Here is a 13781-nt window from a genome sequence, read left to right as displayed (position 1 = left end):
ACAAGGATGAACGATCAGAAGCTGACGGCAACGATAGACCGTATTCTTCTGCCTGATCGCGAGGCTATCGAGGCAGCGGAGCGCCATTTGAATAATCTGACCAAGCCTCCCGGAAGTCTTGGGAAGTTAGAAGACATTGCGCGCCAGGCAGCCGGGATTACCGGAGAACTGACACCTGATCTATCTACCCGTGCGGTAATCGTTATGGCCGGTGATCATGGCGTATGTGAGGAAGGAGTAAGCGCATTTCCTTCCGAGGTTACCCCGCAGATGGTTTACAATTTTCTGTCAGGCGGAGCTGCGGTCAATGTGCTCGCCCGTCAGGCGAATGCCGATGTGTTTTGCGTCGACGTCGGAGTGAATGCCGATCTCTCGCATTCGAAGCTGCTCGGGCGCAAGGTGCGGTATGGAACGGCGAATATGACGCGGGAATCAGCAATGAAGAAAGAGGAAGCGGTCGCGGCCATTATTGCGGGTATCGACACGGTAGAGGAGCTCTACAACCAGGGTTACCGGATGTTCGCAACCGGAGAGATGGGAATCGGAAACACGACGGCTAGCGCCGCGCTGTGCGCCGTACTGGCAAACATGCCGATCGAAGAGGCGGTTGGGCTGGGAACCGGTATCGATGAAGCACGCCGCCAGCATAAAATCAATGTCGTGAATCGGGCAATCGATCGGAACCGTCCGGATTCAGCCGATGCGATCGATACGCTTGCCAAAGTGGGCGGGCTCGAAATTGCCGGGCTCGTCGGCGTAATTCTGGGTGCGGCCGCGCTTCGTTGTCCGGTTATCGTAGACGGATTTATTTCAAGCGCTGCTGCTTTGGTTGCCTCGAAGATTACGCCGCGATCAGTGCCTTACATGCTTGGCTCACATCTATCACATGAGCAGGGTCATGGTCAGCTGCTCCAAGCAGTGGGATTATCGCCCATTATACATATGGATATGCGTCTTGGCGAAGGCACAGGCGCGGTATTATGCTTTCACTTTGTAGACGCCGCGCTGCTGATCATGCGCGAGATGGCGACCTTTGAAAGTGCTGGTGTCTCGCAAGGATAGGATTGGCTGCAGGACGAGTGAATATGGGCCAAAGGAAGCCGTTGCGAAGGCTCTAGCTACCATTGAATAGGAGGATTGCCTAATGGCGGTATTTATTACGGGCGGGGCTCGAAGCGGCAAGAGTGACTTTGCCGAACGATATGCGATGCAGCTGTCCGAATGCGGCATCTATATCGCTACTTCCCAGATCAGGGACGAGGAGATGGCCCAGCGCGTGGAGCAGCATCGTCAAACGAGGCAAGCCGCTGGTTTCCCGTGGCGGACGATTGAAGAACCTTATGACCTTGCCCGAAGCTTGGGAGAGCTTGATGCGGCAGGCTATGAAGAATTGAAGCGGCCCGCCGTAGTCGTGGATTGTCTGACGCTGTGGTTAACCAATTGGATGCTGCGTGTTGAGCCGTGGGAAGAAGACGGCGTCCTGCAGGTGCCGCAGGACGATCGGTCTGTTGAGGATGTCATCGATGAATTCATCACGGCAGTAATCTCATACCGTGGTCCGCTGCTGCTGGTAACCAATGAAGTAGGCAGCGGCATTGTGCCCGCCTACGCGCTTGGCCGCCGTTTCCGGGATGCTGCCGGCAGAATGAACCGTAAGCTGGCTGCCGTTTGCGGAGAAGCTTATTTGGTTGTGGCGGGCTTCCCCCTTGATTTGAAGGCGCATTCCTTCCGGCTGAATAACGAATGATCTTCTACTCGCTGCAGGAAATCCTGCTAATCGTTGCAGCCGCAATTCTCATCGATTGGATCGTAGGTGATCCCAAATGGCCGACGCATCCGGTCATTTATATCGGCCGGTTCATCCGACTATTAGAAGTAAGGTTGAGGCCAAGTGGAGCATCTTTCTCATCCGGGCAATTAAGAAGACGCGGTGCCGTGCTGACAGCGGTCACGACTGCCGTCTCTTTTGGCATTCTATGGGGAGTGACGGAGCTGGGGAGTCTGATTCATGTTTGGATCGGGTACGCGCTGTCCGCTTGGTTTATATCCACGACCATTGCCGTTAAAGGACTCAAGGATGCCGCGATGCTCGTGTATCGACCGCTGGCGGAAGGAAACTTGAATGAGGCAAGAAAGTACGCCGGTTACATTGTTAGCCGTGATACATCCGTTATGGATGAACGGGATACGGCCCGGTCGGCGATCGAAACGGTGGCGGAGAACACAGTCGATGCCTTCGTATCGCCGATCTTGTTTGCACTTCTGGGAGCGGCGCCACTGGCCATGTTCTATCGGTCGGCGAACACACTGGATTCGATGGTCGGATATAAGAACGAGAACTATATTCATTTTGGATGGGCATCAGCGCGATTTGACGATGTGTTAAATTATGTTCCTGCCCGGTTATGCGGTCTTCTGCTCACGTTGGCTGCAATATTCATTCCAGGACTTTCTTCTAAGCGGGCATTTCGGTCCATTCGTGAGTTCGCTCATCGGCATCCGAGTCCAAACAGCGGCATACCTGAATCGGCTGCGGCGGGCGCAATCGGAATTGAACTTGGAGGCCGCAACGTTTATTTTGGCACTGTCAGCGAACGGGCGCGTCTGGGTTGGCCGCTTCGTCCGCTAGAGAGGCGGGACATCCTAAGTACCGTCCAATTGCTGTATATCACAAGTATAATCGTATTCATGGGGGTGCTTATCGGATGGCTATGCGTGCATTAACCAGCTTCTTGCAGGCGGTAGGCTCTGCTTTTCAGCTGCTTACCCGGATTCCGATTCCGGTCAACATCCCCTTTACCCCCCAGGTCTTGGCGAGAAGCACGATCTATTATCCGATTGTCGGTCTGGTCATAGGTGGGATAACGGCTTCGGCGGGCTGGCTGCTAGAATCGTACGTGCCGTCAATGCCCGCTGCGGTCATGCTGCTGCTGCTCTGGGTCGCGCTAAGCGGAGCGCTTCATGTGGATGGACTGATGGATACAGCTGATGGCGTTCTGAGTCATCGATCGCGTGAGCGTATGCTGGAAATTATGAAGGACAGCCGGGTCGGCGCCATGGGCGTCATCGCCGCGGCGGGTCTGTTCCTCTTCAAATTTGCCATCCTATCCGAGTTGCTGCAAACCGGCGGCTTCCACAATGGCGCTGCACCGCTGCTAACGGCAGCCTGCATATGGAGTCGAATGTGGATGGTTGCGGCGATTGCCATCTGGCCGCAAGCCCGCAAGAATGAAGGTATGGGTTCAATGTTCGCAAGTGTGAAGCCGAAGCATTTATTATTCGGGACAATTCTTCATTTGGCGCTGCTGCTTGCTTTATTCAAGTTATCTGGATTCAGTTGGGCAGTGAGCGGCCTTCTGATTGGCGGTGGAGCTGCCGTCATGCTCGTAACGGGTCTGATCTTGGCCGTATGGTTGAGCAGAAAGCTTGGCGGGTTAACCGGAGATACCTATGGCGCGATGAACGAGGTGCTCGAGTGCGTGCTGCTATTCGCTGCCATGATGTGGCTGGGAAGCTGAAGGGAATCGGAATAACAGCTAAGCGCAGAGCTGGAGATGGATGATCTAATAAAGGTAATCTTGTTACGATAGACGGACGGAAACTACCGTTAGCTGCAAAAGAGGAGTGTTCATCATGTTAGAGCGGTTTGGCCACGGCGGTGATTTACGTACGGCACAAGAGCTGTTTGGAATTCCTACCGAACAGTTCATCGACTTCAGCGCGAATATGAATCCATTCGGATCGCCTGCTTGCGTGGCGGATGTGCTTAACCATTACGCGGATACCATTACTCAATATCCGGATCCATCTGTACGTGAGCTTCGTCATAAACTAGGCAATCATCACGATCTTGATCCAGCATGTATTCTGGTGGGCAATGGAGCTGCCGAGTTGATCGATTTGGCGGTACGACTGTATCGACCTGAGGTCACGGTTGTGACGGCGCCTTGTTTTGTTGAATACGCGGATGCAGCACGCAAATGCGGCAGTTCCATTCATACCCTGCTTCTAAGCCCGGAGACGCAGTTTCGGCTGACGGTCGAGACCACGAGGCAAGCGCTGCATGAGCTGAGGGAAGAGGGAATGCATCCTGGCCGGGCACTGTGGTTTCTGGGGTCCCCGAATAATCCTACCGGTCAGCTTGTGGATCCTGAGATTGTGCGGGAGCTGCTGTTCGAAGGTGAAAGAGTCATCGTCGACGAGGCTTTCATGGATTTTGTGCCGGATGCGGCGCGCTACAGTCTTCTGAGGGAGGCTGCCGTGAATGAGCGGCTGCTTGTGGTCCGGTCGATGACGAAGTTCTATGCCGTTCCGGGTATACGTCTTGGTTATATTGCAGGAGCTCCGCGAACGATTGCCGCGCTTCGTGAACTCCAAGTGCCTTGGAGTGTCAATTCGCTTGCACAGCAAATTGGAGCAGCTGTGCTGGATGAGAAACAGTATGGGGAGAGGACGATGGAGTGGCTGAAGGTGGAAAGGCCTTGGCTTGTCTCGCAGCTGTCGGAGCTTGGGTTGAAGGTCTGTCCAGGCGAAGTGAATTATATTCTCTTCTCCATGCCGGCGAAATTCCATATGACCTCGAAGCAGCTGCAGCATGAAATGGGGATTAGAGGTGTCCTGATCCGGGATGCATCAAGGTTCGATGGACTTGACGAGACCTACTGCAGAATTGCCGTTCGCTTTCGTGAAGACCACCTCCGGCTGCTTGATGAATTGAAGCTGGTTTTGAACGGTTGAACACCCGGTAACGAGAGGAGTGTGTAAATGATGAATGAGCAGCGGATTGCTCTTGCTCGTACGATCATGGTTCAGGGTACGGCTTCGGATGTCGGCAAAAGCATTATCACCACGGCATTGTGCCGTATATTGTCGGAGGACGGGTTCCGGGTGGCGCCTTTTAAATCGCAGAATATGTCATTGAACTCCTATGTTACATGGGATGGCAAGGAAATTGGGCGTGCACAAGGCATGCAGGCCGACGCATGCGGGATATTGGCGACGACGGATATGAATCCGATTCTGCTTAAGCCCAAGAAGGATATGGTTTCACAGGTCATTATTCATGGGAAGCCGCTCGGCGACTATGAAGCAAAGGTATACCGCGAGCAGGTGTTGGCTGAAGCAAAGGAGATTGTAACGGCATCGCTCGCGAACTTGAGAGCGGCTTATGACATTGTCGTCCTGGAAGGAGCGGGAAGTCCGGCGGAAATCAACTTGAAGGACCGGGATATCGTGAACATGCAGGCCGCTGCCTGGGCGGATGCACCGGTCATATTGGTCGCTGACATTGACCGTGGCGGAATGTTTGCCTCCATCGTCGGCACGCTGGAGCTGCTCGAGCCTCACGAGAGGGATCGGATATGCGGGTTTATCGTCAACAAGTTTCGAGGCGATGTATCGCTGCTTACCCCAGGACTGGACTGGCTGGAGGCTAAAACCGGAAAGCCGGTGCTGGGCGTTGTTCCTTATCTGCCGGAGCTTGGCCTGGAGGACGAGGATTCACTGTCTCTGGATAGCAAGCTTAGAGCGGAGCCGACTATGAATAATGGTAAGAATGAGAACAGGATCGATCTTGCGGTCATTCGACTCCCCCATATCTCCAATTTCTCGGATATTGATCCTTTCTATAAGGAAGCGGATGTTGGCATTCGTTATGTGTCCACCCCGCAGCAATGGGGAGCCCCGGATGCCGTCATTATCCCCGGCAGTAAAAACGTCGTGGACGACCTCCTTTATCTGCGTGAAAGCGGGCTGGCCGATTTATTGGAACGTTATCGCCTCAGCGGCGGCCATGTCGTCGGGATTTGCGGTGGCTATGAGATGCTTGGCCAGCGTCTTCTCGATCCATTCCATACCGAATCGGATCTGGACATGTCGGATGGGCTCGGCTGGTTTCCGTTCAATGTCGTGTTCGCAGCGGAGAAAAGAACGGTACGAGTGGAAGGGAGGGCAAATATCCCCGGGCTGGGCGGCGAGTACCAGGTGGAAGGGTATGAAATCCATATGGGATCCGTCGATCTTACGGCTTCAGACCATCTAGAGAAGATTGATGGGGAGCTGGATCATTCACATTCTTGGACGAGGCCATTCCGCTTGCGGGCATTCGAGGAGGAGAACGCTGCTGCAGAGGGGATATCATCTTCGGACGGTCATGTCTGGGGGACGTTCCTTCACGGAGTCATGCACAATGATGAGCTTCGGCGGGCGTGGGTAAATCGATTGCGGGAAGCTCGTGGCTGGAAGCCGCTGCCCATAACGGTTCACATCCGCGATCAGCGAGAGCAGTCGTTCCGGCGGCTATCTGAGCATGTACGCAGCCATGTAGACATCAAGCGCTTGAAAGTAGCAATGGGTATTAGTGAAGGGAGTCCGTCGTGAGTCAGCCTTTTCGGAATAAAACGTCTTTCTACACATCGCAGGCATGGCCGGACTTAACGATCGAGTGGCATGAAGAACGGATCGTAATCAGCAGCAAGAATCCGCTCCAATCGCTGAGCAGTGCCGTGTATGGGGGCGGGCTTGGTCTCGCAGAGCGGTTCGTTAACTGGAAGGTGCCGTTAGATTATGATTGCGGCGATCCCGTACATGATTTTCGGAGCATGTTTGCAGAATGGGGGTATCCGGAAGGAACAACCGTCGGTTATATGACAGCCGCTAAACTAACACATGCATCTGTCCTGGAAGAAGCAGGGGATCAGTTCGCGATCGTCTGTCTGACGACTTCCGGAATAGGCAATGCCGCAAGAGCGGGCGTTCGCCGGCCGTCCTTCTCGGCGTATACGGCAGGAACGATCAATATCTTCTTGATGATTGACGGAAGAATGTCATCCTCCGCTATGGTGAATGCCGTCATTATGGCTACCGAAGCGAAAGCTGCTGCTCTGCAGGAGCTGGATATTGCCGATCCACTGATTGGAGGCCATGCTACAGGCACAACGACTGATGCGATCCTCGTTGCGGTTAGTCAATCCGACCGGTACGAAAGCCAGCACTTATATGCAGGTGCGGCAACAACGATCGGCAATGCAATCGGGAGACTCGTGTACGAAACGGTATATGAGTCCGTCGCGACTCGCAGCGAGCCTTAGAGAAAGGGTTCGTTCTAGCCGAGCAGCGATTGAAGCATAAGGTCGGTTACGGTCACGGGATCCTTCGGAATACGGTCCAGATTGAACTCCTGAATAAGATCATGGGGACGGACGGGCTCAGGCTTATCGATTAAACCGCTGTGCGCGGCTATCCATCCGACAAGGTGCTCGGCATGGACGCCGTTTGCCCGCATGGCGGCTATTGCCATGCCGCCATGCCGCTTGGCAAGCCGCTTGCCGTCCTGCCCCATCAAAAGCGGAATATGGGTGAATCTTGGCGCAGGGAGGCCTAAGGCCTCGTAGAGCAGCAGCTGCCGCGGAGTAGAGTCAAGGAGATCGTATCCTCGAAGCACATCGGTTATGCGCATGGCGGCATCGTCAATCGTGACGGCCAGCTGATAACTAATAATACCGTCTGCGCGCTTCACGACGAAGTCGCTGACCGCATCGGCAGGAAAGCGCTGCGGCCCTGCCGCAAGATCTTGGAAGCAAATATCATGGCCGGGTGAAGCCATTCGGAGCGAAGGGGTTTTATCACGACTTCGCTCTTCGCGCTGTTCATTGGAGAGAAGCCTGCATGTTCCGGGGTAAACCGGCCCTTCGCTGTTCAAGCCGTGAGGGGCGCTTGCAACCATCAACAGCTCAGCCCGGGTGCAGAAGCAGGGGTAGAGTCTGCCTTCTTGCTCAAGCTTATCTAACGCATCCCTATATAACGATTCACGCTCACTCTGGACATAAGAGGGGAATGGGCCGCCGATATCCGGTCCTTCATCCCAATCCAGACCGAGCCACTTCAGGTCGGCAAGCGCTTGCTCTGCAAGCTCCGGGCGACAGCGCGGCTTGTCGATATCTTCCATGCGCAGCACGAATTGCCCGCCCGCGCTGCGGACCTGCAGCCAGGCGATAAGGGCGGTCCGCATATTGCCGATATGCATGAGCCCCGAAGGCGTCGGTGCAAATCGTCCTCGTACCGGAGTCAACGTCATGTCTACCAGCTCCTAAAAGTTTTGTGAAGTGATACTCCCTGAATAAACAACGCAGCAAAACTCGCTGCGGAAGCATAGGCTTAGTTTTGTGAAGCGATACTCCTCTGTATAGACAACGCAGCAAAACTCGCTACGGAAGCATAGGCTTAGTTTTGTGAAGCGATACTCCTCTGAATAGACAACGCAGCAAAACTTGCTGCGGAAGCATAGGTATAGTTTACACGTATTTGTATGGTTTAACCGACAAAAAAGAGCAGGGACGCTTGCGCTCCTGCTCCTAAAATTCGGCTCATATAATAAAATAATGGCGGAGCTGACGGGATTCGAACCCGCGGTCTCCTGCGTGACAGGCAGGCATGTTAGGCCTCTACACCACAGCTCCGCGAATAAAGACATAAAGAATTTACCACGAATAACGAGCGGTGTGCAACTATTATTTTCTTATCATAGATAAAGGAGTCTAATATAAATAGATTATCTACTGCCATTAAAAAGTCAGCAGACGATGCCCGTTTGAACTCAACTTTCTTTTGTCCGCTAACGTTACTATAATTAGGGATGCAGCTGCCGCGGCTATATAGCTGCGGCTTGGGCGTCAGCCGATAGATTAAGGGGAAGAATAGATGGGACACTTACCGATAGATGCAATACTGCCGGAATTGATGGAGCGATTGAACGAACATAAGAGCACCGTGCTTGCAGCTTCTCCCGGTGCGGGTAAGACGACTCGCGTGCCGCTAACCCTGCTGGACGCGCCTTGGTTGGACGGGCAGCGTATCGTTATGCTGGAGCCAAGACGGATCGCAGCCCGATCGGCTGCGAGATATATGGCTGCCCAGCTTGGAGAGCAGGTAGGTGAAACGGTCGGCTACCGGGTTCGGTTGGATACCAGGATTGGACCGAAGACGCGAATCGAGGTCATTACCGAAGGGGTCTTAACGAGAATGCTCCAATCCGACCCGGCGCTTGAAGGGATAGGCATTGTTATTTTTGACGAGTTTCATGAACGTCATCTGCACTCCGATCTGGGTCTTGCCCTATGCCTGCAAACCCAATCGCTGCTGAGGGACGATCTGCGGCTGCTGGTCATGTCGGCTACGATCGATACCGCTTCCGTCTCAGAATTGCTGGGGGGAGCTCCTATCGTGATCAGCGAAGGGAAGGCATACCCGGTCGATACGCATTACTTGGCAGGTCCGAGTATGGGCCGGATCGAGGATGCGGCAGCGCGGACGGTGGCATCGGCCATTCAGCGGCATGATGGAGATGCGCTGGTGTTCTTGCCTGGAGCCGGTGAGATACGCCGTGTACATAGTCTATTGGCATCGATGTCCTTGGGTGCGGAAATCCGGATCACGCCGCTATACGGCAATCTCTCTCCCGAAGCGCAGGATCATGCGGTGGCGGAATCTGCACCCGGCGAACGGAAAATCGTATTGTCTACTTCCATTGCGGAGTCGAGCGTTACCGTCAAGGGTGTGCGAATCGTGGTCGACAGCGGGCTTAGCCGAATACCCCGATTCTCTCCGAGGACGGGGATGGCGCGTCTGGAGACGGTGCCGGTATCTGCGGCATCCGCCGATCAACGGCGAGGCCGCGCAGGCCGTGAAGCACCGGGCGTCTGTTACCGGCTATGGTCAGAGCAGGAGCACCGTCAACTGCAGCCGCAGAGTGATCCTGAGCTGATGAATACGGATTTGGCGCCGCTGGCACTTGAGCTTGCCGCATGGGGCGTTGGCGATCCAGAGGAATTGCAATGGTTGAACCTGCCGCCCATTGGCGCATATAAGCATGCCGTGGAGCTGTTAAACCAGCTGGGCGCACTTGATCAGCTGCACCCGGGCAAGCTGACATCGCATGGTAAAGCTATGGCGGAGCTGGGCATGCATCCACGTCTATCGCATATGGTGCTGAAGGCTGTGGAGCTCGGGATTGGGGCCGAGGCTTGCGAGCTTGCTGCCCTGTTGAGCGATCGTGATTTGCTGCCAGGCAGCCGAAGCGTAGATGTGCGGCTGCGCCAGGAAGCGCTGCATGGCGGTCATTCGGCTGGAGAAGCAGATGAAACCGCCATACGCCGCATCGCGAATGAAGCTAGTCAGTGGATGCGGGCAGTCGGTGTACGCAAGGCCGCAGGAGGCGGCAGCTCGAATAGCTGTGGGATTTTACTTGCAATGGCGTATCCGGACCGGATTGCACAGCGGCGCGGAGATGGCCGGTTTCTGCTTCGCAGCGGCAGGGGCGCGGTAGTTCCAGAACTCCAATCCTTATCCGGGGCGGCTTATTTGGCAGTCGCGGAGCTTGAGGACGGGGGGACCGACAGCCGGATCCGCCTGGCAGCTCCCATCACGCAGGAGGAGCTGGAATTTCATTGCGCCGAGCAGCTGGATATCGAGCAGGAGGTCAAGTGGGACCGTGCATCCGAATCGGTTCGCGCTCGCCGCAGGCTGCGGATCGGCGCGATCGTACTGAAGGAAGGACCTCTCCCAGACCCGGACCCGGAGCTTGTCATGCAAGCCTTGATGGAAGGGATCATGACGCATGGAATCGCCATTCTGCCGTGGACGAAGGCATCGAGACAGCTTCAGGCCCGGATAGAGCTGATGCATCATCATAACCCGGAATGGCCGGATGTTTCGGACAGCATGCTGATCGACACGCTGCGGGAGTGGCTAGGCCCTTATATCGGCGGTATGCGAAGCCGTGCCGATCTGGGCAAGCTGAATCTGACCTCCATACTGGAAAGCCGCCTCTCATGGCAGGAGCGGGAGACGCTGGAGAAAGAAGTGCCGACGCACCTAACTGTGCCCAGCGGGTCACGCATACCTGTCGATTACAGCAATCCCGAAGCCCCTGCTCTTGCAGTCCGGCTGCAGGAGCTGTTCGGCCTGCGGCAAACGCCGCGGATCGCAGGAGGAAAGCTGCCGATTACGATTCATCTGCTTTCCCCCGCACATCGGCCGGTTCAGGTTACCAATGATTTGACGAGCTTCTGGGAGCAGGCTTACTTTGAAGTGAAAAAAGATTTAAAAGGCCGTTATCCGAAGCATTATTGGCCGGACAATCCACTGGAGGCCGCGCCGACAAGCCGCGCCAAGCCGCGCTTGTAGCCGGAACCCATACAGGAGGGGAAGTACAACTATGATTGTTATTGCCATCTATCTCGTAATCATTAACGTTACAGCATTCACCTTGATGCGCATTGATAAAACCTATGCGCTCCATCGCAAACGAAGGATATCCGAGCGCCAGCTGCTCACCTATGCAGCTGTTGGCGGCTCGTTAGGCGCTTGGCTTGCCATGCATAGATACCGTCACAAAACGAAGCATGCCAAGTTTTCGGTCGGATTGCCCGTCCTGCTCATTATCCATATATGTGCAGTGATCGCGCTGTTTCGCTGGCTGCTCGAATAACAATGCGGCAGCGGGATTGGAATTGACCGGCTGAATATGGGGGATATTGACTGCTGCGTATGCTGTATGATATATTGGTCATTCGCGTGAAGCGCGGATGACTTTGTTTTAATGCGAATTGATCCGCGCTCACCCTATATGTACACCTTAAGCCGCATGCGAATGCGGCTATCGGTTTCTAATCATATCCATAATGGGGGGTAACTGAAATGACGATTCAAAGTGCCTTTCAACACGAGGAGAAGCGGCTGGAGGACGTCCTGTCGCATATTCGCACTCAGCTTCGGGCTATTGGTCCACGGTATACGGGGGACGATTTCACCGAGCAAATGATCGACCTGCAGAAGGAGCAGCGCAGGCAGCGATTGGAAGTCTCCCATCGCGAGCCTTACTTCGGGAGGCTTGATTTTCAAGAAGGCATGAAGACGGAACCGACTCCGCTCTATATCGGTAAAGCCGGCGTCGCACACGAGAAAACGAATGAATTGCTTGTGATCGATTGGCGTGCCCCGGTTGCCAGCCTATTCTATGCTTTCAGCGGCGGGGAGGACCCTGTAGCCTACGATTCTCCTGATGGTGAAATTGGCGGCACCATCCATCTGAAGCGGAACCTGATGGTCCGCGAGGGAAAGCTCGACCGTCTGGTTGACAGCTATGTCAGAGGCCAGGAGGATGAATCGGTTACCGACGAGTTTCTGCTCTATCGGCTCGGAGAGAGCAAGGATAACCGGCTGCGTGATATCGTGTCTACCATTCAACAAGAACAGGACCGCATCATCCGGACCGAGAAGAATAAAGCGGTATTTATCCAGGGCGTTGCCGGAAGCGGTAAAACAACGGTTGCGCTCCATCGCCTTGCTTTCCTGCTCTATCAATACGCCGACCGGATCCGGGCGGAACGGATGGTCATTTTTGCGCCGAACCGAATGTTCCTCGATTATATCTCCGGGGTACTGCCGGAACTGGGCGTAGGCGATATTATGCAGACCACGTATACGGAGTGGGCCATCGAGCAGCTGCAAAAAACAGTCCAGATTGATGAAAGCTCGGATTCGCTGGCCTACTGGTTCGAGCAGCCAAGGACGCGGGAGGAGATGGAACGCGCTCCGGGCCGTTTGAAGGGAAGCATGCTCTTCAAGCAGGCGGTCGACGCCAAGCTTGCGAGCATGGAAGCGACACTGCTGCCGCAGCAGCCGTTCGAGCCGATTGAAGGTATGGTATTAACGCCGGATGTCATCAAGAGCTGGGTGCTGACGGATGAGAGCAATGAACCGTTAATGAAACGCCGCACACGTCTAGTCAGCCGCTTGAAGCGTTGGTTCGAATCCGAGTGGAAGAACCGGCGGATGACCGATTCCAAGGTCAAGACCAAAGCGGGCGCCAAGCTTAATGCCTACAGCAAGAAAATTCCGTCCTTCACGGCTGCCCAGCTGTATGCTTCGCTCATGGACGACGAGTCAGTCGCGGCAATGCTGCCGGCCGATGTGCGGACCTTGACGAAGAAGCGGATGAAGCAGGGAACGGCTGCTCCGGAGGATTTGGCGCCGCTTGTTTACATTCAGCTGCGATTGTATGGCTCGGATCAACCGACGTATGATCATGTCGTTATTGACGAAGCCCAGGACTATTCGCCATTCCAGCTTGAATCGCTAAGGCTATGCCAGCGCCAGCCGTCCATGACGGTGCTTGGCGATCTCCAGCAAGGGATACACGGCTATGCTGGTATTCACAGCTGGATCGAACTGACGGCACTGTTTGATTTGGATGACAGCGGGTATTTCGAGCTGGACCGCAGTTACCGGTCGACCATGGAAATTATCGACTTTGCCAACCAGGTGCTTCGGGGCATGGGAGACAACGTCAAGCCCGCGGCACCGGTATTCCGCAGCGGCGAGCCGGTCGACGTCGTAGCGTGCAGCGAGACAGAACGCTTGAGCCATATAAGCGCGGCAGTAAGAGAATGGATCGAAGAGGGATCATACCGGACGATAGCCATCTTGGGCCGTACGGCCAAATCTTGCGAAGCGATATGGGAGCATCTACAAGCGGAGGGATTGCATGCTTCGCTGGTGCGCAGCAAGCAGGAAGCGTATGGCGGCGGGCTGACGGTTGTTCCGGTCTACTTAGCCAAAGGGCTCGAGTTCGACGCCGTCTTCATTGCCGATGCCGATGCGGATCAATATGGACCCGATGACGCTAAGCTCCTGTACGTCGGCTGCACCCGCGCTTTGCATAAGCTCAAGCTGCTGCATGCAGGCCCGCTGACTACTCTCATCCAATCGTAGCATGACAACCG

The 13781-nt window shown here is 54.9% G+C and carries 11 protein-coding genes and 1 tRNA gene; 10 read left to right on the top strand and 2 right to left on the bottom strand.

Features of this window, described 5'->3' with window-relative positions; genetic code table 11:
* The first annotated feature begins 6 nt into the window (after window positions 1–6).
* From cobT to NNL21_RS03715, 7 genes are all read left to right on the top strand, one after another.
* Complete coding sequence (cobT, locus tag NNL21_RS03740) at window positions 7–1062, top strand: nicotinate-nucleotide--dimethylbenzimidazole phosphoribosyltransferase (protein ID WP_204816093.1); 1056 nt, start codon at window positions 7–9, stop codon at window positions 1060–1062.
* An 82-nt stretch (window positions 1063–1144) separates the two neighbouring features.
* Window positions 1145–1747 (top strand): bifunctional adenosylcobinamide kinase/adenosylcobinamide-phosphate guanylyltransferase, encoded by a 603-nt coding sequence (cobU, locus tag NNL21_RS03735; protein ID WP_204816092.1) that lies wholly within the window; start codon window positions 1145–1147, stop codon window positions 1745–1747.
* Window positions 1744–2724: an adenosylcobinamide-phosphate synthase CbiB gene (gene cbiB, locus NNL21_RS03730; RefSeq protein WP_204816091.1), complete on the top strand. Its 981-nt coding sequence runs from the start codon at window positions 1744–1746 to the stop codon at window positions 2722–2724. The genes cobU and cbiB overlap by 4 nt, the downstream gene beginning before the upstream one ends.
* Entirely contained in the window at window positions 2706–3518 is an 813-nt protein-coding gene (gene cobS / locus NNL21_RS03725) for an adenosylcobinamide-GDP ribazoletransferase (RefSeq protein ID WP_204816090.1), read from the top strand. Before cbiB ends, cobS begins: the two co-directional genes overlap by 19 nt.
* Window positions 3519–3633: 115 nt before the next feature.
* Complete coding sequence (gene cobD, locus NNL21_RS36455) at window positions 3634–4737, top strand: threonine-phosphate decarboxylase CobD (protein ID WP_309145302.1); 1104 nt, start codon at window positions 3634–3636, stop codon at window positions 4735–4737.
* 27 nt (window positions 4738–4764) lie between these two features.
* Complete coding sequence (locus tag NNL21_RS36450) at window positions 4765–6378, top strand: cobyric acid synthase (RefSeq protein ID WP_309145301.1); 1614 nt, start codon at window positions 4765–4767, stop codon at window positions 6376–6378.
* On the top strand, window positions 6375–7088 hold the full coding sequence (locus tag NNL21_RS03715) for an adenosylcobinamide amidohydrolase (protein ID WP_204816089.1): 714 nt from the start codon (window positions 6375–6377) through the stop codon (window positions 7086–7088). The genes NNL21_RS36450 and NNL21_RS03715 overlap by 4 nt, the downstream gene beginning before the upstream one ends.
* A gap of 14 nt (window positions 7089–7102) precedes the next feature.
* Here the strand turns inward: NNL21_RS03715 and gluQRS are convergent, their stop codons facing one another.
* Window positions 7103–8074 (bottom strand): tRNA glutamyl-Q(34) synthetase GluQRS, encoded by a 972-nt coding sequence (gene gluQRS, locus NNL21_RS03710; RefSeq protein ID WP_204816088.1) that lies wholly within the window; start codon window positions 8072–8074, stop codon window positions 7103–7105.
* Window positions 8075–8379: 305 nt separating this feature from the next.
* Window positions 8380–8456: transfer RNA gene (locus NNL21_RS03705), tRNA-Asp, on the bottom strand.
* A 241-nt stretch (window positions 8457–8697) separates the two neighbouring features.
* On the opposite strand from NNL21_RS03705, the gene hrpB reads away from it, so the two are divergent.
* The 3 genes from hrpB to NNL21_RS03690 all read left to right on the top strand — a co-directional run bounded on the left by hrpB (window position 8698) and on the right by NNL21_RS03690 (window position 13770).
* Window positions 8698–11181, top strand: coding sequence for an ATP-dependent helicase HrpB (gene hrpB, locus NNL21_RS03700; RefSeq protein WP_204816087.1), 2484 nt, complete (start codon window positions 8698–8700; stop codon window positions 11179–11181).
* A gap of 31 nt (window positions 11182–11212) precedes the next feature.
* The gene (locus NNL21_RS03695) at window positions 11213–11485 is read left to right on the top strand and encodes a DUF1294 domain-containing protein (RefSeq protein WP_305880621.1); all 273 of its coding nucleotides are present in this window, start codon (window positions 11213–11215) and stop codon (window positions 11483–11485) included.
* Between the two features lie 209 nt (window positions 11486–11694).
* Window positions 11695–13770 carry a HelD family protein gene (locus NNL21_RS03690; RefSeq protein WP_204816086.1) on the top strand — a complete coding sequence of 692 codons (2076 nt, stop codon included), beginning with the start codon at window positions 11695–11697 and terminating at the stop codon, window positions 13768–13770.
* Window positions 13771–13781 lie beyond the last annotated feature (11 nt).

The sequence above is a fragment of the Paenibacillus mendelii genome (assembly GCF_024498075.1).
Taxonomy (GTDB): Bacteria; Bacillota; Bacilli; order Paenibacillales; family Paenibacillaceae; genus Paenibacillus_Z; species Paenibacillus_Z mendelii.
The sequence above is the reverse complement of the archived record's forward strand: the minus strand, read 5'-3'. Positions and strand labels throughout refer to the sequence as shown.